The sequence below is a fragment of the Streptomyces sp. WAC 06738 genome, from assembly GCF_003945505.1.
Lineage (GTDB): Bacteria > Actinomycetota > Actinomycetes > Streptomycetales > Streptomycetaceae > Streptomyces.
In genome coordinates, this window is sequence record NZ_CP029618.1 from 6,807,093 (window position 1) to 6,828,761 (window position 21,669).

General features: G+C 72.5%; 21 protein-coding genes. 7 read left to right on the forward strand and 14 right to left on the reverse strand.

The window, feature by feature from the left end; genetic code table 11:
* Positions 1–3: 3 nt before the first annotated feature.
* Together DMB38_RS29715 and DMB38_RS29720 are read right to left on the reverse strand one after the other, a co-directional pair.
* Positions 4–1,464 carry a VCBS repeat-containing protein gene (locus tag DMB38_RS29715; protein ID WP_125937725.1) on the reverse strand — a complete coding sequence of 487 codons (1,461 nt, stop codon included), beginning with the start codon at positions 1,462–1,464 and terminating at the stop codon, positions 4–6.
* Between the two features lie 121 nt (positions 1,465–1,585).
* Positions 1,586–2,206: a LysE family translocator gene (locus DMB38_RS29720; protein ID WP_125937726.1), complete on the reverse strand. Its 621-nt coding sequence runs from the start codon at positions 2,204–2,206 to the stop codon at positions 1,586–1,588.
* Between the two features lie 97 nt (positions 2,207–2,303).
* Between DMB38_RS29720 and DMB38_RS29725 the strand changes: the two genes are divergently transcribed.
* Positions 2,304–3,227 carry a bile acid:sodium symporter family protein gene (locus DMB38_RS29725; protein ID WP_240662540.1) on the forward strand — a complete coding sequence of 308 codons (924 nt, stop codon included), beginning with the start codon at positions 2,304–2,306 and terminating at the stop codon, positions 3,225–3,227.
* Here DMB38_RS29725 and DMB38_RS29730 read toward each other — a convergent pair.
* The 10 genes from DMB38_RS29730 to DMB38_RS29775 form a co-directional block, all read right to left on the reverse strand.
* The gene (locus DMB38_RS29730) at positions 3,154–4,323 is read right to left on the reverse strand and encodes an alpha-hydroxy-acid oxidizing protein (protein WP_125937727.1); all 1,170 of its coding nucleotides are present in this window, start codon (positions 4,321–4,323) and stop codon (positions 3,154–3,156) included. The two genes, DMB38_RS29725 and DMB38_RS29730, sit on opposite strands and share 74 nt — an antisense overlap.
* Complete coding sequence (locus DMB38_RS29735; RefSeq protein WP_125937728.1) at positions 4,320–6,614, reverse strand: MMPL family transporter; 2,295 nt, start codon at positions 6,612–6,614, stop codon at positions 4,320–4,322. The genes DMB38_RS29730 and DMB38_RS29735 overlap by 4 nt, the downstream gene beginning before the upstream one ends.
* Positions 6,615–6,861: 247 nt before the next feature.
* Positions 6,862–7,794: an ABC transporter permease gene (locus tag DMB38_RS29740; RefSeq protein WP_125937729.1), complete on the reverse strand. Its 933-nt coding sequence runs from the start codon at positions 7,792–7,794 to the stop codon at positions 6,862–6,864.
* Entirely contained in the window at positions 7,781–8,584 is an 804-nt protein-coding gene (locus tag DMB38_RS29745; RefSeq protein ID WP_125937730.1) for an ABC transporter ATP-binding protein, read from the reverse strand. Before DMB38_RS29745 ends, DMB38_RS29740 begins: the two co-directional genes overlap by 14 nt.
* Positions 8,585–8,617: 33 nt before the next feature.
* A complete protein-coding gene (locus DMB38_RS29750; RefSeq protein ID WP_125937731.1) occupies positions 8,618–9,736 on the reverse strand; it encodes an ABC transporter substrate-binding protein in 1,119 nt (372 codons plus the stop codon).
* 184 nt (positions 9,737–9,920) lie between these two features.
* Entirely contained in the window at positions 9,921–10,313 is a 393-nt protein-coding gene (locus tag DMB38_RS29755; protein ID WP_125937732.1) for a rhodanese-like domain-containing protein, read from the reverse strand.
* Entirely contained in the window at positions 10,313–10,825 is a 513-nt protein-coding gene (locus tag DMB38_RS29760) for a cysteine dioxygenase family protein (RefSeq protein ID WP_125937733.1), read from the reverse strand. Before DMB38_RS29760 ends, DMB38_RS29755 begins: the two co-directional genes overlap by 1 nt.
* Positions 10,826–11,190: 365 nt before the next feature.
* Positions 11,191–12,000: an ABC transporter ATP-binding protein gene (locus DMB38_RS29765; protein WP_047018693.1), complete on the reverse strand. Its 810-nt coding sequence runs from the start codon at positions 11,998–12,000 to the stop codon at positions 11,191–11,193.
* 3 nt (positions 12,001–12,003) lie between these two features.
* The gene (locus DMB38_RS29770; RefSeq protein ID WP_125937734.1) at positions 12,004–13,020 is read right to left on the reverse strand and encodes an ABC transporter substrate-binding protein; all 1,017 of its coding nucleotides are present in this window, start codon (positions 13,018–13,020) and stop codon (positions 12,004–12,006) included.
* 79 nt (positions 13,021–13,099) lie between these two features.
* A complete protein-coding gene (locus tag DMB38_RS29775) occupies positions 13,100–13,981 on the reverse strand; it encodes an ABC transporter permease (RefSeq protein WP_047018695.1) in 882 nt (293 codons plus the stop codon).
* A 328-nt stretch (positions 13,982–14,309) separates the two neighbouring features.
* On the opposite strand from DMB38_RS29775, the gene DMB38_RS29780 reads away from it, so the two are divergent.
* From DMB38_RS29780 to DMB38_RS29805, 6 genes are all read left to right on the forward strand, one after another.
* A complete protein-coding gene (locus DMB38_RS29780) occupies positions 14,310–14,870 on the forward strand; it encodes a GNAT family N-acetyltransferase (protein WP_125937735.1) in 561 nt (186 codons plus the stop codon).
* 345 nt (positions 14,871–15,215) lie between these two features.
* On the forward strand, positions 15,216–16,910 hold the full coding sequence (locus DMB38_RS29785) for a nitrite/sulfite reductase (RefSeq protein WP_125937736.1): 1,695 nt from the start codon (positions 15,216–15,218) through the stop codon (positions 16,908–16,910).
* The gene (locus DMB38_RS37255; protein WP_125937737.1) at positions 16,907–17,089 is read left to right on the forward strand and encodes a hypothetical protein; all 183 of its coding nucleotides are present in this window, start codon (positions 16,907–16,909) and stop codon (positions 17,087–17,089) included. Before DMB38_RS29785 ends, DMB38_RS37255 begins: the two co-directional genes overlap by 4 nt.
* Complete coding sequence (locus DMB38_RS29795) at positions 17,086–17,799, forward strand: phosphoadenylyl-sulfate reductase (RefSeq protein ID WP_125937738.1); 714 nt, start codon at positions 17,086–17,088, stop codon at positions 17,797–17,799. The genes DMB38_RS37255 and DMB38_RS29795 overlap by 4 nt, the downstream gene beginning before the upstream one ends.
* A 52-nt stretch (positions 17,800–17,851) precedes the next feature.
* A complete protein-coding gene (locus tag DMB38_RS29800; RefSeq protein ID WP_125937739.1) occupies positions 17,852–18,607 on the forward strand; it encodes a sirohydrochlorin chelatase in 756 nt (251 codons plus the stop codon).
* Between the two features lie 115 nt (positions 18,608–18,722).
* Positions 18,723–19,109, forward strand: coding sequence for a hypothetical protein (locus DMB38_RS29805; RefSeq protein WP_125937740.1), 387 nt, complete (start codon positions 18,723–18,725; stop codon positions 19,107–19,109).
* Between the two features lie 16 nt (positions 19,110–19,125).
* On the opposite strand, the gene DMB38_RS29810 is transcribed toward DMB38_RS29805, so the two are convergent.
* Positions 19,126–20,157: a peptidylglycine alpha-amidating monooxygenase gene (locus tag DMB38_RS29810; protein ID WP_125937741.1), complete on the reverse strand. Its 1,032-nt coding sequence runs from the start codon at positions 20,155–20,157 to the stop codon at positions 19,126–19,128.
* Positions 20,158–20,211: 54 nt separating this feature from the next.
* Positions 20,212–21,558 carry a helix-turn-helix domain-containing protein gene (locus DMB38_RS29815; RefSeq protein WP_240662541.1) on the reverse strand — a complete coding sequence of 449 codons (1,347 nt, stop codon included), beginning with the start codon at positions 21,556–21,558 and terminating at the stop codon, positions 20,212–20,214.
* Positions 21,559–21,669: the final 111 nt, after the last annotated feature.

Genomic DNA, 21,669 nt, shown 5'->3' on the forward strand with positions numbered 1-21,669 from the left:
GGGCTATCCGGCGTCCTCGGTCGTGACGAACTCGCGGTCCGCCACGGACGTGCCCTCCGGCGTGCCCTGAAAGATCCAGTAGCCGGACTTCCCCGGCGGGTCGCCCGCGCGGAACGTGCCGACGACCAGGTCGTCGTCCCCGTCCGTGTCGAGGTCGGCGAGGTGGAGCTGCCAGCCGAAGAGGTGGTCCGCGTTCCGGCGCAGCCCCGGCTCCGCCCCCACGTCCTGTGGCACGACGACCTGCGTGCCGGCCACGGCGAGACCGCCGGGGCCGCCCAGGACCACCGCGACCTCGCCCTCGCCGCCGCTCGGGGAGTAGGACGTGGCGAGGTCGTCCGTTCCGTCGCCGTTCACGTCGCCGGCGACGCCGGCCAGGCCGACCCGCCGGCCCAGCTCGACGGCCCTGCGGCCGCCCCCCGGACCCTCCGGGCTGCCGTAGACGACGACGGCGTCCCCGAGCCACCCCCGGGCGACGAGGTCGTCCGTCCCGTCGCCGTCGAAGTCGCCGGCCACGAGGGGAGTTGCTCCGTCGCGCGACCCGGAGGTGACGCCCGGCACGGCGCCGGCGAGCCGCAGCCCTTCCGGCGTGCCCCGGTAGAGCGCGGCGTCGACGACCTCTTCCGGCATGTCCTCCTCGAAGCGCACGTCCTCCTCGTCGTACGTGGCCTTGGTGACCAGGTCGTCGCGGCCGTCGCCGTCGAAGTCGCCGACGGCCACGTCGGTGACGGACGCCCAGCCGCCGAAGCCCACGTCGGTCCCCGTCTCACCGCGCGGCTTCCCGCCGGCGCGGTCGAGGGGGCCGCGCAGCACGGTGGCGGGCTGGGCGCGCATGTCGTACTCGCCCCCCGAGACGGCGAGCGTGAGCAGGTCGAGGGTGCCGTCGCCGTCGAAGTCGCCCACGGCGGCGGCCGGGTCGGCGTCCCGGGGGAGGTCGGTGGCGGCCACCGGGCCGTCGGGGCCGCCCCAGAGGATGCGCTGCCGGCGGGACTGGGAGCCGTCCGGGCCCCGTACCCCGCGGACGAGGACGTCGGCGTACCCGTCGTCGTCGAGGTCCCCGGTGAGCTGGACGGAGAAGTCGTGGCCCACGGGATACTGCGACTGCGGGCCGTGCGGCGGGTAGCAGCCGGTGAGCGGGAAGGCGGCCGACGGGTCCGGGCCCCCGGCCGCGGCGCGGAGCACGAAGCGGTTGTTCCGCCACTCCGCGCCCGGCTTCGCCGGGACCTTGTACCAGCCGTTGGCCACGACGTCGGCGTGCCCGTCGCCGTCCACGTCGTCCCGGTGAGCAGGACCGCCGGCCCGGCCGGAGGCGCCGCCGTCCCGCTCGGAGGCGAACGTGCAGGCGGCCGCCTCGTCCTCCTCCCCGTCCCCGCCTCCGCAGCCCGCCGCCAGCAGGGCGGCCGGGAGCACGACGGCCGCGAGTATCCGTCCCGATGCGGCGATGGCGCCGCCTGAGCGCACGTACATGGCGGACCAGTCTGCGGCCTCCGGCGCACGGGCGCGTCACGTTCCGGTCAGGGTCGCGTTCCGTCCCGTACGCCTCCCGCGCACCCGTGCGCCCGCCCGCCCACGCGCCCCCGCGCGCCGCTCAGTGCTCCACGGCCAGCCGGATCCCCAGCGCCACCAGCACCGTGCCGGACACCTGCTCCAGCCGCTTGCGCACGCCCGCCCGCGACAGCAGCCCCTTCAGCCGCCCCACGAACCACACGTACACCGCGTACCAGCCGACCTCGTACACCGCCCAGAGCGCCGCGAACGCGACCGTCGTCGCCAACTGCGGCGCCGACGCGGGCACGAACTGCGGCAGGAACGACATCGCGAAGATGCCCACCTTCGGATTCGCCAGGTTCAGCAGCAGCCCCGAGCGGTACGCCCGCCACGACGTGACCTCGGGCCCCGCCCGGTCCGCGAACTCCGCCACCGTCCCCCGCCGCGCAGCGCGCAGCGCCTGCACCCCGAACCAGATCAGCACCGCCGCGCCGACCCAGCGCATCACGTCGTACGCCATCTGCGAGGCAGCCAGCAGCGCGGTGAGCCCGAACGCGGCGACCGTGCCCCAGAGGAAGACCCCCGTCTCGTTGCCCAGGACGGTCATCATCCCGGCGCGGCGGCTGTGCATCGAGTTGCGGATGATCAGGACCGTGCTGGGTCCCGGCGTCGCGGCGATCAGCGAGCAGGCCCCCAGGAAGGCGAGGAGTGTCGTGAGCATGCGCCATCCTGGGCCGGGCGCAAGCGGAGGCGCCATCGAATTAACGAGACCTCTCCGGCATGGACAGCGCGCCGCGCGCCCCGGCAGGCTGGTGCGCGTGAACTCCCCGGTAACGACCGTCATGATGCCCGTCGTCCTCGCCGTCATCATGTACGGCCTCGGGCTGGGCCTCACGCTCGCCGACTTCCGGCGGGTGAAGCACCACCCCCGGGCCGTCGCCGTCGCGCTGCTCTGCCAGGTCCTGCTCCTGCCCGCCGCCTGCTTCGGGCTGGTGCTGGCCTTCGACCTGGCGCCCGCGTACGCGGTGGGGATGATGCTGCTCGCCGCGTCACCCGGCGGGGCCGTCGCCAACTACTACAGCCGGCTCTTCGGCGGCGACGTGGCCCTCAACATCACGCTCACCGCCGTCAATTCGGCGCTCTCGCTCTTCTCCCTGCCGCTGATCGTCAACTTCTCGCTGGAGTACTTCGACGTCGGCCGCGACTCCCTCGGACTCAACTACGACAAGATCCTCCAGGTCTTCGCGATCGTGCTGATCCCCGTCGGGCTCGGCATGCTCACCAGGACCCGCGCCCCGCGGGTGAGGGAGCGCATCGACCGGCCGGTGCGGGTGGCGTCGCTCTTCGGTCTCTTCCTGGTGATCGTCGGCGTGGCCTGGGCGGAACGGGACCGCATCACCGACTCGTTCGTGGACCTCGGGCCGATCACGTTCCTCTTCACGCTGGTCTCGCTGGCCGTCGGCTACGGCGCCACCCGGCTGGTGCGCGCCGCGCACCCGCAGGCCGTGGCGTGCTGCTTCGAGATCGGCATGCACAACGTGGGCCTGGCCATGACCATCGCGATCAGCCCCACCCTGCTGGACAGCACCGCGATGGCCATGCCGGGCGCCGTGTACGCCGTCCTCAGCTACGTCGCCGCCACCGCCGTGGGCTACGCGCTGCGGGCCATCAGCCCGGAAGCCACCGCACGTCGCCGGGGCCCAGCTCCCGCACCGAGCGGTGACCGGACAGCCCCAGGGTGAGGTCGAGGTCGGCGAGGAAGCTGCGCAGCACGTGCGTGACGCCCGCCTCGCCGCCGTGCGCGAGGCCGTACGCGTACGGCCTGCCGTAGAGCACCGCACGCGCGCCCAGCGCCAGGGCCTTGAGCACGTCGGCCCCGGTCCGTACGCCCGAGTCGAAGAGCACCTCGACCCGGTCGCCGACCGCCGCGGCGACCTCCGGCAGCACGTCGAGCGACGCGACCGCGCCGTCGACCTGCCGGCCGCCGTGGTTGGAGACGACGACGCCGTCCATGCCCGCGTCCGCGGCCCGGCGGGCGTCGTCCGGGTGCTGGACGCCCTTCAGCAGGATCGGCCCGTCCCAGTGCTCCCGCAGGAAGGGCAGCCGGTCCCACGTCCGGTCCCTCCCGGTGAACATCGGCACCCAGCGCAGCACCGCCGCGCCCAGGTCCTCCTCCGGCGGCTTCTCGAGCCCCGCGCGGAACGCCGGGTCGGAGAAGGCGACGGCGGTGCCGACGCCGCGGATGAACGGCAGGTAGGCGGCGTCGAGATCGCGCGGGCGCCAGGCCAGCGTCCAGGTGTCGAGGGTGACGACGAGCGCGGTGAAGCCCGCGGCGCGGGCGCGCGCCAGGATGCTCGCGCACACCTCGTCGTCGTTCGGCCAGTAGAGCTGGTACCAGCGCGGGCCCGCGCCGCTCGCCTCCGCGACCTCCTCGATGGTGTACGAGGAGGCCGTGGACATCACCATCGGGATGCCGAGGGCGGCGGCGGCACGGGCCGTGGCCAGTTCGCCGTCGGGGTGCACGATCGACTGCACCCCGACGGGCGCCAGCAGTACGGGCGCGGGGAGCGCGGTGCCCAGCACGGTGGTGGCCGGGCTCCGCTCGGTGGCGCCGGTCAGCATGCGCGGAACGAGGCGGACCCGGTCGAACGCCGACCGGTTGGCCCGGGCGGTGGCGCCCGAGCCGGCCGCGCCCGCGACGTACCAGAACGGACCGTCCGCCAGCCGCTCGCGTGCGGACTGCTCCAGCGCGGTGAGGTCGGTGGTGAACGGCGGCAGCTCGTCCGCCAGCCCGTTCAGATAGATCTCGTTCTGGTAGTTGCCGAACGGCAGGTTCATCGGCGGCTCCCTTCGGCCAACGGAGAGTCTGCGGGAACCGGCGGCGGAACGCTACCCATCGGTACCGGCTGCGGCTCGGCGTGCTCCAGGTCGGGCAGCCGGCGCAGCGCCTTCGGGAAGTACCAGTTGCGCTCGCCGAGCAGCGCCATCACCGCGGGCAGCAGCACGCCGCGGATGATCGTCGCGTCGATCAGCACGGCGGTCGCCAGGCCGACGCCCATCTGCTTCATGGACTGCATCGACAGCGTGCCGAAGATCGAGAACACCGCGACCATGATGACGGCCGCGCTGGTCACCACGCCCGCGGTGGTGATCACCCCGTGCGAGATGGCGTCCGCGGTGCTCCGCCCCTGCGCCCGCGCCTCCTTGATCCGCGAGACCACGAACACGTGGTAGTCCATGCTCAGCCCGAAGAGGATGACGAAGAGGAAGAGCGGCAGCCAGGCGACGATCGCCCCGACGCCCTCGGCGCCGACCAGGCCCGCGCCCCAGCCGTGCTGGAAGACCATCGTCAGCACGCCGTACGCGGCGCCCACCGACAGCAGGTTGAGCAGGATCGAGGTGACGGCGATCGTCAGCGACCTGAAGGCCATCAGCATCAGCAGGAAGGCGAAGGCCACCACGAAGAGGAAGACCGGCACCACCGCGCCGACAAGCTGGTCGTTGAAGTCCTTGCTCCCCGCGACCTGGCCGCCGACCGGCGCCTCCACGCCGTCCACCGCCTCCAGCGTCACCGGCCGGATCTCGTCGCGCAGCAGCGCGAGGCTCTTCTCCGCCTTGTCCTGGTCGGAGCCGCCGACGAGGGGCACCTCGATGATGGCGACGTTCTTCTCGTCGTAGACCTGGATGTCGATCGGGCCCTTGGACGCGCCCGTGTCCAGCGCCTGCTCCTCGAAGTCGACGATGGCCTCGCGGACCTCGGGCGCGTTGATGTCGTCGGCCTTGACGACCACCTCGGCGGGGTCGGAGCCGCCGGGGAACGCCTCGTTGATCCGGTCGTAGGTCCGCACGATCGGCAGCGAGTCGCCGAACTCCTGGTCCAGCGTGAGGTTCGCGGTGTTCATGCCCACCGCCGGCAGGGCGATCGCCGCGAGCGCGCCGGTGGCCACGATCACCGCGGCCTTCGGCCGGCGCAGCACGCGCGTCAGCACGGCCCGCCACACCCGGCTCTCGCCGCCGGCGTTGGTCCTGCCGCGCTTGAGCCGTGCCAGGAACGGCACCCGGCCCTTCTCGACCCGCTCGCCGAGCAGCGACAGCATCGCCGGCAGCACGGTCACCGAGCCGACCATGGCCACCGCGACCACCATCAGCGAGGCGACGCCCATCGCCGCGAAGTCGGCGAGGCCGGTGAAGAGCATGCCGCACATCGCGACGATGACCGTGATGCCGGAGACCAGCACCGCACGCCCGGAGGTGGCGGCGGCGATCTCCAGCGCGGTCCGCGCGTCCCGGCCCTTGGCCCGCTCCTCGCGCTCGCGGCGCAGGTAGAAGAGGCAGTAGTCGACGCCGACGGCGAGCCCCACCAGCAGCATCACCGAGTCGGCGACGTCGCTCATCGGCTGCACGTGGCTGACCACGCCCATCAGGCCCATCGTGGCCACGATCGCGGTGATCGCCAGGATCATCGGCAGCAGCGCGGCCACGAAGGCGCCGAAGACGATGAGCAGGATGCCGAACGCGATCGGCACCGCCGAGTACTCCGCCTTCTTGAAGTCCTCGCCGAAGGCGTCGTCGAAGGTCTTCTCCATGCTGGCGCCGCCGATCTCCTCGATCAGCAGGCCCCGCGGCCCGTGCGCGTCCTGGACCTCCGCGACCGCGTCGGTCACCGGCTCCACCCGGTCCGCCGCGGTCTCCGGGTCGCCCTTCATCCGGAACTGGACCAGCGCCGAACGCCCGTCCGCGGAGATCGTGTCGCTCTCGTACGGCGAGACGACGTCCGTCACCTCGCCGGTGCCCTCGACGGCCCGTACGACGTCCTCGACGGCGGTGCGGAACTCGCTCGCCGACGCCTTCGGCCCGCCCTGCCGCGACTGGACGAGCACGCTCTCCCCGACCGGCTCGTCCACGCCCGCGTCTTCCAGGATCTTCGCGGACCGCCCGGTCTCGCCCGGGACCTCCTCGCTGTCGCTGACCTCCGCCCGCCCCGCCGCGGAGCCGGCGACCGTCGCCAGCACCACGAACAACACCCAGATCCCCACCGCGGCCCAGCGGTGGGTGACGCTCCAGCCGCCGACGGCCGCGGCGACGCCCTGGCGCCGCTTCGTGTGCCTCGGCGCCCTCGGTGCCCCCATCGTCCCTCTCCCTCGTGCGCGGCGGCGGCACACTGCCCCCACCTGCCGATACGACGCTAGAGAAGGCCGGGTACGGACCCCATCGTGCTGGCTGGTGAACCCGATGGTGCTCAGCTCCACCGAAAGAAGGGGGGATAACCCCACCTCGGAGGAGTCATGTCCCTTACACGCATCACGCCGGGGGCCGTTCCGGGCCCGGAGTTCAGGCCCGGAACGGCCCCCGGCGGGTTCTCAGGGGGCCTAGCGGTCAGCGCGCCACGAGCAGCCCCCTGTTGCGCAGCACCCGGCGCTCCAGCGGGCCGAAGACCAGCAGCTCGATGGCGACGCCGACGATGAGGATGAGCAGGATCGCGTTGAGCACGATCGCCATGTCCTGGTAGCCGCGGCCGGTCTCCAGCAACTGACCCAGGCCCACCCCGAGATCGGGGGAGGTGGCGATGATCTCGGCGGCCATCAGCGACCGCCAGGAGAACGCCCAGCCCTGCTTGAGCCCGGCCAGATAGCCGGGCAGCGCCGCCGGCAGCAGCACGTGCCGTACGCCGTGCAGCCCGGTGGCGCCGATGACCTGGCCGGCGCGGAGATACAGCGGCGGGATCTGGCCGATGCCGGCGACCAGCCCGTTGGCGATCGACGGGACGGCGCCGAGCAGCACCACCGCGTAGATCATCGACGGGGTGAGGCCGAACCAGATGATCGCGGCCGGCACCCAGGCCACCGACGGCAGCGACTGCAGCCCGGTGAGGATCGGGCCGATCGCGGCGCGGACGAACGGCACCTTGGCGACGATCAGGCCGAGCGGGGTGCCGATGGCGATGGCGATGAGGAAGCCGAGCACGCCGCGGGAGAGGCTCGTCCAGATGACGTCGAAGAGCGTGCCCTCGTACCACTGGTCGGCGAGCGCGTCCCAGACCTGGCCGGGGCCCGGAAGCTGGTAGTCGGGCTTGACCTCCAGGACGTACAGCAACTGCCAGACGGCCACGACGAGGGCGACCGCGATGATCGGCGGCAGCACCTTCTGCAGCAGTACCTGGCGCAGCGGGGTCCGCGAAGCGGTCCTGGTGTCGAGGGCGTCGAGGCCCGCTTCGAGCCCGGCGAGGCGGGCGGCGGAGTCCTCACCGGCCTTCGCCCCGGACTTCGCGCCGGAGGTGCCGGTGCTGCCGGTGGTGTCAGTGCTTGCCATGGCGGCGGATCTCCTCTCGCAGCTCTTCCGTGATCTCCAGCGAGAGGTTGGCCACCTCGGTGTCCTCGATCCGGCGCGGCTGCGGGATGTCGATGGTCCACTCCCGGGCGATGCGCCCGGGGCGGGAGGACATGAGGATCACGCGCTCGGCGAGCTTGACGGCCTCGCGCACGTTGTGGGTGACGAAGAGCACGGAGACCTTCGTCTCCGCCCAGATGCGGGTCAGCTCGTCGTGCAGGACGTCGCGGGTGATGGCGTCGAGCGCGGCGAACGGCTCGTCCATCAGCAGCAGCTTGCTGTCCTGCGCGAGCGAGCGGGCCAGCGCGACGCGCTGGCGCATGCCGCCGGACAGCTCGTGCACCCGCTTGCCGTACGCTCCGCCCAGCCGGACGAGTTCGAGCAGGCGCTCCGCCTCGGTGCGGCGCTCGGCCTTGCCGAGCCCGCGCATCTTCAGCGCCAGCTCGACGTTCTTGCCCGCGGTCAGCCACGGGAAGAGGGCGTGCTCCTGGAACATCAGCGCCGGGCGCTGGCCGCCGGGTATCTCGATGGTCCCGGCGGTCGGCGCGTCCAGGCCGGCGACCAGGTTGAGCAGGGTGGACTTGCCGCATCCGGACGCGCCGAGCAGCGTGACGAACTCGCCCGGCGCGACGTCGACGGTGACGTCGTCGAGCACCAGGAGCTGAGCCCCCGGTCGCCCGAACGTCTTGGACACGTGCGTGATGCGGGCCGCGGGCCCGTCCCCGGCCTGCGCGGAGCCGGCCGGGGCGTCGTCGGTGATGGCGGTGGACATCTCTTGCACCTCCCGGAGGTGAGGCGGGCAGAGCTACTCGACGCCGAGGCCGGCGTCGTCGACGGCGGGCCGGCCCTCGCTCTTGAGCACCTTGTTGAGGATGGACAGGTCGTAGATGCCGTCGGTCTTCGCCTCGTCGAGGAGGCCCGACTTCACGCTGTGGTCGGCCTGGTCGCCGAGGGTGGAGGCGAGCGGGTCGTCGGTGACCTCGATGTCGCCGAAGGCGCGGTCGAGCACGTCGTCGGGCAGCGGCTTGCCCGAGTACTCCTCGATCCCCTCGTTGACCAGGGTCTTGGCCTCGTCCGGGTTGTCCTTGATCCAGGCGTTGGTCTTCACCGAACCGCGCACGACGGCCTCGACCACGTCGGGGTGGTCCTTGAGGAACGTCTGCGAGACGATCAGGTGGGTGGTGACGAACTTGCCGTCGTCCCACAGCTCCTTCTCGTTCAGCAGCACCTCGCCGCCCTTGGCGACCAGGTTGGAGGCGGTGGGCTCCGGCACCCAGGCGCCGTCGAGGCCGCCCTGCTGGAAGGTGGTCGGGATCTCCTTGTTGTCCTGGCGGATGACGAGCACGTCGCCCTTGCCGGACTCCGGGTCGACCTCCAGGCCCTCGCCGGCGAGGTAGTTGAGGAGGGCCACGTCCTGGGTGTTGCCGATCTGCGGCGTGGCGATCCGCTTGCCCTCCAGGTCGTCCAGGGTCTTGATCTTGTCGGGGTTGACGACCAGCGAGGCGCCGCCGGAGGTGGCGCCCGCGACGATGCGCAGGTTGCGGCCGTCCGCCTGGGTGTAGCCGTTGATGGCGGGGGAGGGGCCGATCCAGGTCATGTCGACGGAGCCGGCGTTGAGCGCCTCGATGGCGGACGGTCCTGCGTTGAATATCTGCGGCTTGACGGCGGTGCCGCCCAGCTCCTTGGTGATCAGGCCGTCGTCGCCGAGGCCGACCAGGGGGGTCGCGTGGGTCACGTTGCCGAAGAAGCCGATGTTGATCTCGTCGAGACCGCCGATCTTCTCGCCCTGGGCGGCGGGGGCCGCGTCGTCGCCCTTGTCGTCGTTGTCGGAGCCGTAACCGCAGGCGGTCAGGGCGAGCAGGGGAAGGGCGGCGGTACCGGCGAGCAGGCGTATGGCCGCGCGGCGGCGGCGTGGTGCAGACACGGGAGGGTCATCCTCTCGGGGTGATCCGGGATTCAACATCGTCTTTCCGAGTATCCCTATTGACTTAGTAGGGATAAGCCCATCGGGGCAGCTCGGTCAAGGGGGTTCTTGAGGCGTGGACGAATCGCCCGGCATACGGGCCGGGGTTTCGTACGCCTTTGCACGCCTTTGTGCAGGTGAGGCGTTACGGGAGCGTGACCGGCAGCCCGGCCGCCCGCCACGCCTGGAAGCCGCCGATCAGATCGGTCGCCCGGGTCAGTCCGAGGGACCTGAGCGAGGCGGCGGCCAGCGACGAGGCGTATCCCTCGTCACACATGACGATCCAGTGCACCCCCGTGCCGGTGGCCTCGGCCACCGAAGCGCCGCTGGCCGGATCGCAGCGCCACTCCAGGTGGTTGCGCTCCACCAGCAGGGCCCCCGGCACGGTGCCGGAGGCGCGCCGCTGGAACTCGGGCCGGGTGTCCACGAGGACGGCGCCTTCGGTGAGGGCGGCGTACGCCTGCCGGGGGGTGAGGCGGTCCAGCGTGGCGCGTACGGCGGCGAGCGCGGCGTCGATCCCCGGGGTCCCGGCGGCCATCAGTCGGTCACCGGGTCGGTACGGACCGGGCGCAGGCCGCCGCCGGGCAGCTCGGCGTAGTAGGACATCGCCGACAGCGCCGGCGCGTAGGCGTGGATGCTGACGGCCGGTGCCGTCCCGTCGTTGACCACCTCGTGGACGTACCGCGGCCCGAACGAGCGCAGCCCGCCCACGGCCAGCTCCCGCGCCCGCGGCGCGGCCGGCGGTGCGGGGAAGCTGCGCTCGGTGAGCACCCCGGAGACGACCGTGAACGCGCCCGCGGCGCCGCCGTGGTCGTGGATCTCGGTGCCCTGCCCCGGCAGCCAGGTGAGCAGCCAGACCTCGTGGCCGCCGGTCACCTCCAGCCGGGTGTGGAAGCGGGCCGCGGCGTCGAAGCGGACCGCGGCACGCCAGCGGTCGGGCCGGCCGGCGAAGGCGCGGACCAGCTCGGCGAGCACGGCGGGCGCCGGGGCGGCGGGTGCGCCGGGCGCGACGGCGGGCGGGGCGGGGGAGAGCGTCGGCGGGGTGGACATGGAGACCTCGTTCCGGGGTTCGTACGGGGGCGGGCTGAGTGAGCGGGCGGAAAGGGCCCGTTCGGGATCGAGCACCCGCGGCGTACACCCGGGTGCGGCCGTCTACGGACGGCCGCGGGGACACAGCGCGCTCGCCACGCGCACCAAGTCCACGTGGTGGCGGGCGAAGAAGCGCTGGTCGGTGGGCATGCACGCACGATCGCAGAGATCCGGTCGCGCGCGCAATTCCCTTGCCCGGAAACGGAATTGCCGACGTAATTCCGAAACAATATGAAGCGTTTGTTAAATCTGCCGCGGGCGCGCATACGCCGCCGCCCGGGGCTCCGTGATGCGCGGGCCCCGGGCGGCGGCGTACCGGTGGTGGCCTAGTGGGCGCCGCCCAGGAGGCCGCGGATGCGGGCCGCCAGGGTCTCGAACTCCGGCGCCGACATCACCTTCCCGTAGTCCCGGGCCGGCGGCAGGTCCACCGGCATGGTCTCGATGATCCGGCCCGGGCGGGCGCTCATCACCTCGACCCGGGTGCCGAGGTAGACGGCCTCCGAGATGGAGTGGGTGACCAGCACGATGGTCGTGCCCGTCTCCCGCCAGATGCGGTTCAGCTCGACGTTCAGGTGCTCCCGCGTCAGCGCGTCCAGCGCGCCGAACGGCTCGTCGAGCAGCAGCACCGGCGGCTCGTGCAGCAGCGCGCGGCACAGGGCGACGCGCTGCTGCATGCCGCCGGACAGCTCGTGCGGCAGGGCCTCCTCGAAGCCCTTCAGGCCCGTCAGCTCGATGAGCTCGTCGGCCCGGCGGGCCGCGGTCTGCTTGTCCATGCCGCGCATCTCGGCCTGGAGCAGGATGTTCTTCCGCGCCCCGCGCCACTGCAGCAGCGCGGCCCGCTGGAAGGCGAAGCCGATGTTGCGCTGCGGTCCGGTCACCTGCCGGCCCAGGAGGCTGACCTGGCCCGTCGTCGGCAGCACCAGGCCGGCGATCATCTTCAGCAGGGTCGACTTGCCGCAGCCCGAAGGGCCGAGGATGGAGACGAACTCACCGGGCTCGATCCGCATCGAGACCCCGTCGACCGCCGTGGTGCGACTGCGCTTCGTCGTGAAGGTGCACGTCACCTCGCGGATGTCGATGCTTGCGGACGCCGCCGCGTCGGTCGCGGCGGTCTTCTTCTCTTCGAGCTGCGGCACTGCTCACCCCTTAGCGGCGTACGACGCGTCCCAGTAGTCGGCGGGCTTCTTGGCCTCCTTCAGCATCCCGCCGTCCGACAGCAGGTCGATAGTCTCCTGCCACGACTCCTCGGAGTTGACGCCGATACCGCCGCCGTCGCCCTGCAGCAGCGGCAGGGTGTCCTTGAGCTGGTTGGCGAGCACGTTGTCCGGCGGCGGCTCGGTCGCGGCCTCGGACATGATCTTCACGGCCTCTTCCTGGTTGGCCTCGACCTCCTGCCAGGACTTCGTCGTGGCCCGGACGAACGCCTTGGCCAGCTCGGGGTCGTCGGCCAGCATCTTGTCGGAGGCGACGATGCCGGTGCCGAGGACGTTCATGCCGAAGTCGGAGAAGAGGATGTAGTCGACGGTCTCGCCGGTGGTGTTCTCGATCGTCGGGCCCTGGTCGTGGAAGAAGCCCATGATGGCGTCGACCTTGCCGGCGGCGAGCTGCGAGATCTTGTCCGCGGGCTGGACGTTGACGACCTTGACCTTCGACGGGTCGACGTCGTTGGCCTCCAGCCAGCCGGGGAAGGTGGCGTACATCGCGTCGCCCGGCGTGCCCGCGACGGTCTTGCCCTCCAGGTCGGCCGGCTCCTTGATGTTCTCGTCGGAGACGAACTGCACGGAGGAGGGGCCCTTCTGGAGGTAGACCCCGAGGCTCTTGACCCCCATGCCCTCGCCGATGCCGGCCATCAGCGGCGGGGTGTCGGCCCAGCCGAAGTCGGTCTTGTTCTGCGCGACCTGCTGGATGGTGGCCGCGGAGCCGTTGCCGGGCTTGATCTCCAGGTCGATGCCCTCGTCGGCGTAGAAGCCCTTCTCCACGCCGTAGTAGAAGGCGGCGTGCTCCCCGTACGGCACCCAGTTGAGCGTCAGCGTGACCTTCTTGCCGTTGCCGTCGCCGCCTGAGTCGCCGCCGTCGTCGTCCGACGTGTCGGGGGCGCAGCCGGCGGCGGCGAGCAGCGCGCTCAGCAGGGTGAGTGTCGCCGCGGTGCGTTTCATGTCGTTGCCTTCCTGGGTGGTCCTACTGCGGGATACGGGCTGCGGTGCCATGGACGCGCACGGGCGGGCAGGGCCCCGCTCAGGTCGTCGCCATGGTCACGCTGGAGCCCTCGCGGCGGCTGGCGTGCCACGGGATGAGGAGGGACTCGGCCACCTCGATGACGACGAAGAGCACCACGCCGATCGCCGACATGAGGATCAGGTCCGCGAAGAGCAGCGCGGAGTTCAGGTTGCCGCTGGCGAGCAGCAGGATGTAGCCGAGCCCTTCGCTGGCGCCGACGAACTCGCCGACGACGGCGCCGACCACGGCGAGGGTCACCGCGACCTTCAGCCCCGCCATGAGCTGCGGCAGCGCACCGGGGAAGCGCACCTTGACGAAGACGCTCCACCGGCTGGCGCCCATCGTCGCGGAGAGGTCCAGCAGTTCCGGGTCGGTGTCGCGCAGCCCGGCGACGCCGGAGACGACGACGGGGAAGAAGGCGATGAGCACCGCCAGGATGATCTTCGGGGAGAGCCCGGTCCCGAACCACACGATGAGGATCGGCGCGATGGCGATCTTCGGGATGACCTGGGCGAAGAGGATGATCGGGTAGAGGGAGCGCTCGGCGGTCTTGGAGTAGACGATGAGCACGGCCGAGGCGATGCCGATGAGCGCCGCCAGCAGGAAGCCGATGACCGTCTCGTACAGCGTCACGTAGGTGTGCTCCGCCAGCATCGAGCGGTCTTCCCACATGACCTCGAAGACCGAGCCGGGGGTGGGGACGAGGTAGCGCTCGACCATCTCCCGCGCGGTGACGAACCACCAGACGAGGCCGATCACGGCGAGCACGATGAGGGGCCGCCACACGGCGGAGCCGAAGGCGGCGAGCTGGTTGCCGAAGCGCGCTCCGCGCCGCCCCGTCCGCTCGGGAGCGGTCGGGACGGCGGCGGGCGCCTTGATGTCGTCCTGTGCCGTTGTCACTCGAGATGCATCCAATCGAGGTTGAACACGTGGCCGTCGCCGGTGCGGTTCTTGCGGACGGTGGAACGGCTCCCGGCACCGGCCCGGGTGGCTTCCGGGCGGTGACCGTGGCGGCCTGTTCCGAAGGTCGTCCTGCGGTCGTGCAGTGAGGGTGGTGCCGGGTGGTGCCGAGTGGTGCCTGGTGCGGTGCTACGACAGTGGCCAAGGCCACAGAAAGCGCTTGCCATAAGCTACGGGCGGCGCCCACCCGCGGGCAAGGGGTCGTGAGGCAGATTCCTGCACCGCACCCGGCTCCGCAAGGCACCGTGCGCCGTGGTCTGATTCCTCCATGGAGAGCAGCGCCCTCACCACCTGGTCACTGGAGCAGACCGCCGCGGACGATCTCACCCCCGCGGCCGCGCCGGCGACCGTCGCGGCCGGCGAGCTGACCGTCGTACGCGCCGCTATCCCTTCCCCGGGTTTCAACCGTTATCTCTACGGGGCCGTCGGCGCCGACGTGTCGTGGACGGACCGGCTGGTGTGGGACGAGGAGCGCTGGCGCGCCTTCGTCGAGCAGCCGGGGACCGAGACGTGGGTGGCGTACGAGCGCGGGACGCCCGCCGGCTACCTGGAGTTGGAGGGGCAGTCCGACGGGGTGGTCGAGATCACGTACTTCGGCCTGCTGCCCGCGTTCCGCGGCCGGCGCGTCGGCGGGCACCTGCTCTCCGTCGGCACGGCCCGCGCCTGGGACCTGGCGGAGCGGTGGCCCGGGCGGCCGCCCACGCGCCGGGTGTGGGTGCACACCTGCAGCGATGACGGCCCGTACGCCCTGGACAACTACCGGCGCCGGGGCTTCCGGGTCTTCGACGTGCGCACCGAGGGCGGAGCGGCCGGCGGACCGCAGGAATAGGCGCTCACACCCTGGTGTCCAAATAGCAAGACCGGACTGTCCACATAGCGGATTACTGTGGACGATCGGCGGCACCCCATGCCACGCTCTCTCCATGGATCGAGCTGGAGTCGCCCTGGTGAGTCGGCGTCACGTCGATCTCGGCCGTATGTCCAGCGCCATCTGTCCGGCGGGCTGAAAGTCACAGCACCGCCGACCTCCCGCCGCCGCCCAGCCGTCCCCACCGTCGCGGACGCCCGCGCGCGCCCCTGTACAGCCGCCCTGCCGGAGAACCGTTTGCGCAGGTCATCAGGGTCGTACGCGCCCAGGGCCGGCTCCTCCGCTTGCCTTAAGGACACCCCTGTCATGGCTAACTCCTCCTCGCGCCCCACGGCGGCCGGTCGCCGCAAGGCGGGCCGCCACCGCGGCGAAGGCCAGTGGGCCGCCGGCCACTTCACGCCTCTCAACGGCAACGAGCAGATCAAGAAGGACGACGACGGTCTCAATGTGCGGACACGCATTGAGACGATCTACTCCAAGCGCGGCTTCGACTCCATCGACCCCGCGGACCTGCGCGGCCGGATGCGGTGGTGGGGGCTGTACACCCAGCGCAAGCCCGGTATCGACGGCGGCAAGACGGCGGTCCTGGAGCCTCACGAGCTGGACGACGAGCACTTCATGCTCCGCGTCCGCGTCGACGGCGGCCGGCTGACGGTCACCCAGTTGCGGACGATCGGCGAGATCTCGCAGGAGTTCGCCCGCGGCACCGCGGACCTCACCGACCGGCAGAACATCCAGCTCCACTGGATCCGGATCGAGGACGTCCCCGAGATCTGGCGCCGGCTGGAGTCCGTGGGGCTCTCCACCACCGAGGCGTGCGGCGACGTCCCGCGCGTCGTCCTCGGCTCCCCGGTCGCCGGCATCGCGGCGGACGAGATCATCGACGGCACCCCGGCGCTGGAGGAGATCCAGCGGCGCGTGGTGGGCAATCCCGCGTACTCGAACCTGCCCCGGAAGTTCAAGGGCGCGATCTCCGGCTCGCGGCAGCTCGACATCGTGCACGAGATCAACGACGTCGCCTTCGTCGGCGTCGAACACCCGGAGCTGGGCCCCGGCTTCGACGTCTGGGTCGGCGGCGGCCTGTCGACCAACCCCAAGCTGGGGGTACGGATCGGCGCCTGGGCGTCGCTGGAGGACGTACCGGACGTCTTCGAGGGCGTCGTCGCCATCTTCCGCGACTACGGCTACCGTCGCCTGCGCAACCGGGCCCGGCTGAAGTACCTGCTCGCGGACTGGGGCGCTGCGAGGTTCCGCCAGGTGCTCCAGGACGAGTACCTGCTGCGCACGCTCCCCGACGGCCCGCCGCCCGCGGCGCCCGCCGAGCGCTGGCGCGACCACATCGGGGTGCACCGGCAGCACGACGGCCGCTACTACCTGGGCTTCGCCGCCCGGGTCGGCCGCGTCGACGGCGGCACCCTGACGAAGATCGCCGAGCTGGCGGCGGAACACGGCTCCGACCGGCTGCGTACCACCGTGGAACAGAAGATGCTCATCCTCGACGTCGAGGAGGACCAGGTCGAGCCGCTGCGCGAGGCGCTGGCGGCGCTGGACCTCCAGGTCGAACCGTCGCCGTTCCGGCGCGGCACGATGGCCTGCACCGGCATCGAGTTCTGCAAGCTGGCGATCGTCGAGACCAAGGCCCGCGGCGCCTCGCTCGTCGACGAGCTGGAGCGGCGGCTGCCCGATTTCGACGAGCCGATCACCATCAACCTCAACGGCTGCCCCAACTCCTGCGCCCGTATCCAGGTGGCGGACATCGGTCTCAAGGGGCAGCTCGTCACCGACGAGGACGGCCGGCAGGTCGAGGGCTACCAGGTCCACCTCGGCGGCAGCCTCGGCATGGACCCGGGCTTCGGCCGCAAGGTACGCGGCCTGAAGGTCACCGCCGCGCAGCTCCCCGAGTACGTCGAGCGCGTGCTCACCCGCTACACCGCCGGGCGCGAGGAGGGCGAGCGGTTCGCCCAGTGGGCCGCGCGGGCCGGCGAGGAGGACCTCAAGTGAGCGGGCGGGCGGCGCCGTTCTACTGCCCGTACTGCGGCGACGAGGACCTGCGCCCGTCGGAAGAGGGCCACGGCACGTGGGAGTGCAGGTCCTGCAATCGCGCTTTCAAGCTCTCGTTCCTCGGGCTGCTGGCCGACGGCCTGCGTCCCGACAGCGATGGAGGGAACCACAACCGATGACGGTCATCGAAGACGCGGACACCGATACCGCCGATACCGCGGCGCTTGCCGAGCAGGCCGGCCGCGAACTGGAGGACGCCCCGGCGCTGGAGATCCTGCGCTGGGCCGCGGACACGTTCGGCAAGCGCTTCTGTGTCACCTCGTCCATGCAGGACATGGTCGTCGCCCATCTGGCGTCCCGTGCGATGCCGGGCGTGGACGTCCTCTTCCTCGACACCGGCTACCACTTCCCCGAGACCATCGGCACCCGCGACGCGGTCGCCGCCGTCATGGACGTGAACGTCGTCTCGCTCACGCCCCGGCTGACGGTCGCGGAGCAGGACGCCGAGTACGGCCCGCGGCTGTACGAGCGCAACCCCGACCTGTGCTGCGCGCTGCGCAAGATGCGGCCGCTGGAGGACGGCCTGGCCGCGTACGACGCCTGGGCCACGGGCCTGCGCCGCGACGAGTCGCCGACGCGCGCGAACACCCCGGTCGTCGGCTGGGACGCCAAGCGGCGCAAGGTGAAGGTCTCGCCGATCGCCCGCTGGACCGAGGAGGACGTGCAGGCGTACGTCGCCGAGCACGGCGTGCTGACCAACCCGCTGCTGGCCGACGGCTACCCCTCCATCGGCTGCGCGCCCTGCACCCGCCGCGTCGCCCCCGGCGAGGACGCCCGCGCCGGCCGCTGGGCGGGCTTCGCCAAGACCGAGTGCGGCATCAACGTCTGATTCCGCCGCGACCCAACCGAGCCCCAACCGGACCGTCCTAGCGTTGCGAGCCATGCATCCCGTACTGCTGATCGTCGCCCACGGCAGCCGCGACCCGCGGCACGCCGCCACCGTCGCCGCGCTCGCGGCGCGGGTGGCGGCGGCGCGGCCGCACGCGCGGGTGGAGACCTGCTACCTGGACCACTGCGCCCCGCGGGTGCCGCGGGCGCTGCGGCGGCTGTACGACCAGGGCGTACGGGACGTCGTGGCGCTGCCGCTGCTGCTGGCCCGCGCCTTCCACGCCAAGTCCGACATCCCCGCCGTCCTGGACGAGGTACGGGCCGCGCTGCCGCGGCTGCGCGTCGTGCAGGGCGGCGTGCTCGGCCCGGACGCGCTGCTGACGGCGGCGCTGGACCGCCGGATGGCGGCGGCGGGGCTGCACCTGCCCGCGGAGCGGGCCCGCACGGGCGTCGTGCTGGCCGCGGCGGGCTCCTCCGACCCGGAGGCGATCGCGAGCGTCGCCGAGACCGCGCGGGAGTGGCGGCGTACCGCCGGATGGTGCGCCGTGCGGCCCGCGTTCGCCTCCGCGGCACCACCCCGTACGGCCGACGCCGTCCGCGCGCTGCGCGCGGACGGCGCCGAGCGGGTGGCGGTGGCGCCGTACGTCATCGCCCCGGGCTTCCTGCCGGACCGCATCGTGCGGGGCGCCACCGAGGCGCGGGCGGACGTGCTCGCGCCGGTGCTGGGGGCGGCGCCGGAACTGGCGCTGCTGCTGGCACGACGCTACGACGAGGCGTGCACGACGGAGCCCCTGCCGCTCTCCGCGTAAGGCCGAAGAACCGCCCGCCGGTACGGGGCCGCAAGGCGGGCGTCGCGACCGGCCCCGGAGGTACGCCGTGCCTCTTCGGGGCGGCGTTGTCGGTGGCGGGTGTGAGGATGCCGGTATGACGCCGTTGCTTCTCACCGACATCGAGCGTGCCGTGCGCAGCAGTTGGGGCCCGGACACGTGCACCCCCGAGTTCCGGGAGTACTGGACGCCCCGGAATCCCGCCCGTGACCAGTGCGGGGTGACCGCGATGGTCGTGAACGACCTGCTGGGGGGCGAGCTGCTGCGCGGCGAGGTGCTGGTGGACGGGCAGCGCACGGACTACCACTGGTGGAACCGCCTGGGCCTGGGCGTGGAGATAGACCTCACCCGCGAGCAGTTCGGCCCGGAGGAGACGGTCACGGAGGGCATGGTCGTCGCCCGCCCGCCGCAGATAGTCCGCCTGCGCGAGGAGTACGAGCTTCTCCGCGACCGGGTCGCGGAGAAGCTCAAGGCCGCGCGCTAGGAGCCGGTGCGCCCGGTCAGCCCGACGCCCGGCGCCACTTGCGGAGGCTGATCAGCTCGCGGGGCGGGGTCAGTTTGCTGCCGACCTCGACGTACGAGACCTCCGCCGCGTAGACGTCGCCCGCCGAGTCGACCGCGATGCTGTGCAGCCAGTTGAAGCTCGCCGGGGACTCCCCGGGGAGGTCCGCGCCGAAGCGGGTGATCTCGTGGCCCGCGGTGTCGAAGACGCGGATCTTGTGGCCGATGCCGGGGACGCCGTGCTGGATCGGGGGCGGGCCCTGTTCCGCCACGTAGAGGCGGGTGCCGGGGCCCGTTCCCGTGGCGCAGACCGCGACCGCCTTGTGGGCGTGCCAGGTGGTGCGGAAGTCGCCGGTGCGGGAGAAGACCTGGACGCGGTGGTTCTCGCGGTCGCAGACGACCACGGTGCCGTCGCCGTCGGCGGCGTCCGCGAGCGTCAGCGCGTGCGGGAGGCTGAAGCTGCCCGGGTCGGTGCCCGGGGTGCCCCAGGAGGCGAGGTGGCGGCCGGTGGCGTCGTAGTGGTGGACGCGGGAGTTGCCGTAGCCGTCGGTGACGAAGATGTCGCCGGTGCGCGGGCATATCGCCACGTCCGTGGGGCGGTTGAAGGGCTCGCCGCTCTGGAAGCCGCTGGGCTCGCCGGTGCCGAGGGTCAGCAGGGTGGTGCCGGTGCGGTCGGTCTTGGTGATCGTGTTGCCGACGTCGTCGACGAGCCAGAGGTGGTCCTCGTGGTCGACGGTGACCGCGTGCGGCCGGGTGAAGCGGCAGCCGCGCCAGCGCGGCTGGACGTTGCCGTACGGGTCCTCGTACAGCTCGGTGCCGAGGTACGGGGTGTCGTTGCCCCACATGTCGACAACGTTGCCATCCGGGTCGAAGACGAGCACCGGCATGTTGCCGCGGTTGAAGACGTAGACGCGGTCGGCCGAGTCGACGGCCACCGAGGTCGCTTCCCTGAGCCAGATCCCGTGCGGGATCTTCGCCCAGAGGGGGACGGGTTCGTAGACGGTGTCACTGGTCGCGGGCCCGACGGGCATCGCTTCCTCCCCTGCAGACGCGTGGGCGGGCGATCATAGCCCGCGCGGGCGAACTCAGCCGCGCGCGGCCAGCACCGCGGGGGCCGTGGACCGGGGGAGCAGGTCGTCGGGGCGACTGGGGAGCAGGAGCTGGACGTCGAGTTCGTCGGAGAAACGATACGGCCGGTGCGCCAGCAGCCCGCCCAGCTTCCGGCGCAGCCGGGAGAGCTCCGCCCGTACGGTCACGGTGCGCCCTGGGTCGCCGAAGAGCGCGTCGGCCAGCGCCGTGGAGCTGAACCCGTCGCGGTGCACCGCCAGCAGATACAGCAACTCCGCGTGCCGCGGGCTCACCTGCTGCGACCACCGTCCCGCGCCGCCCAGCACCATCAGGCTCGGCGACGCCGGCCGGGTCAGGTCCAGCACCACCCGCGTCGGCGCGGCCGCGGACCCCTCCGGCTCCACCCGTACCAGCCATCCGCCACCCGGCAGCGGTTCCAGCGCACACCGCCCGAGCCCCGGCAGCACGCACTCGCCCGCCGCCGGCGACTTCGGCAGCGCCACCCGCTCCGGCGGCGCCATCCCGGTGGCCGCCGCCGCCCAGCCGTGCTCGTCGACGGCCAGCGCCCGGCCGCCGATGCCGGCGAGCACCGGCGCCGCGACGGCTCGCAGCCGCCCCATCGCCGTCCAGTGCCGGTCGCGCAACTCGCCCTCCGCGACCCGGCCGACCGCGGTGACGAACGCCAGCGAGATCGTCGGCATCGTGCGCGCGGGTCCCGTGACGTTGACCACGCCGAGCAGCCGCCCGTCGCGCGGGTCGGTGAGCGGCGCGGCGGCGCAGCTCCACCGGTGGCAGTTGCGGAGGAAGTGCTCGTCGCCGTAGACGCCGACGGGGCGGCCGGTCGCCAGCGCGGTGCCGATGCCGTTGGTGCCCGCGGAGTCCTCGCTCCAACTCGCGCCCTCCGCGAGGCCGATGCGGCTCACCGCCTTGAGCATCGCGCGCTCGCCCTCCCGCCACAGCACCACGCCGTCGGCGTCGGTGACCACGACGACGTGCTCGGGCACGCTCTCCTCGGCCGGGATCAGCCCGTCGCGCAGCACCTCGCGCAGGACGCCGACGCCCGCCGTACGCCGCCGCCACTCCAGCTCCGCGACGCCCACCCGCCGGGGACGGCCGACCTCGCGGTCCAGGCCGCGCTCCTCCGCGCGGCGCCACGAGTCGCCGATCAGCTCGCGGGGCACGTGGGCGGCCGGCGGCAGTTCCGGCAGGGGGACCGCGTACGCCCCGGCGGCCCGCGCGCCGCCCGTACGGCCGCCCGCGGCGCCGGCCGTCAGCGCCCGTCCCCAGGCGGCCCGCGGGCCACGCGCCCGGCTCCGCTGCCGGTGCCCCCGCCCGCTGCCGCCCGCATCCGCACTTTCCGGCACAACACTCCCCGCTGGCCCGTCCGTTCAGCCGGTCCGGGTCAATGGTGCACGCGCCACCGCCCCTCCGCCCACCTCTTGGACCAAACCGATCACGTCGCCACAGCAAGCTGC

Coding starts and splice junctions, on each gene's coding strand:
- DMB38_RS29785 (WP_125937736.1), top strand. CDS start 15,216: ATGGCTAACTCCTCCTCGCGCCCCACGGCGGCCGGTCGCCGCAAGGCG.
- DMB38_RS29810 (WP_125937741.1), bottom strand. CDS start 20,157: ATGCCCGTCGGGCCCGCGACCAGTGACACCGTCTACGAACCCGTCCCC.
- DMB38_RS29755 (WP_125937732.1), bottom strand. CDS start 10,313: ATGGCCGCCGGGACCCCGGGGATCGACGCCGCGCTCGCCGCCGTACGC.
- DMB38_RS29730 (WP_125937727.1), bottom strand. CDS start 4,323: ATGAACCTGCCGTTCGGCAACTACCAGAACGAGATCTATCTGAACGGG.
- DMB38_RS29770 (WP_125937734.1), bottom strand. CDS start 13,020: ATGAAACGCACCGCGGCGACACTCACCCTGCTGAGCGCGCTGCTCGCC.
- DMB38_RS29805 (WP_125937740.1), top strand. CDS start 18,723: ATGACGCCGTTGCTTCTCACCGACATCGAGCGTGCCGTGCGCAGCAGT.
- DMB38_RS29745 (WP_125937730.1), bottom strand. CDS start 8,584: ATGTCCACCGCCATCACCGACGACGCCCCGGCCGGCTCCGCGCAGGCC.
- DMB38_RS29760 (WP_125937733.1), bottom strand. CDS start 10,825: ATGTCCACCCCGCCGACGCTCTCCCCCGCCCCGCCCGCCGTCGCGCCC.
- DMB38_RS29715 (WP_125937725.1), bottom strand. CDS start 1,464: ATGTACGTGCGCTCAGGCGGCGCCATCGCCGCATCGGGACGGATACTC.
- DMB38_RS29720 (WP_125937726.1), bottom strand. CDS start 2,206: ATGCTCACGACACTCCTCGCCTTCCTGGGGGCCTGCTCGCTGATCGCC.
- DMB38_RS29740 (WP_125937729.1), bottom strand. CDS start 7,794: ATGGCAAGCACTGACACCACCGGCAGCACCGGCACCTCCGGCGCGAAG.
- DMB38_RS29795 (WP_125937738.1), top strand. CDS start 17,086: ATGACGGTCATCGAAGACGCGGACACCGATACCGCCGATACCGCGGCG.
- DMB38_RS29800 (WP_125937739.1), top strand. CDS start 17,852: ATGCATCCCGTACTGCTGATCGTCGCCCACGGCAGCCGCGACCCGCGG.
- DMB38_RS29735 (WP_125937728.1), bottom strand. CDS start 6,614: ATGGGGGCACCGAGGGCGCCGAGGCACACGAAGCGGCGCCAGGGCGTC.
- DMB38_RS29780 (WP_125937735.1), top strand. CDS start 14,310: ATGGAGAGCAGCGCCCTCACCACCTGGTCACTGGAGCAGACCGCCGCG.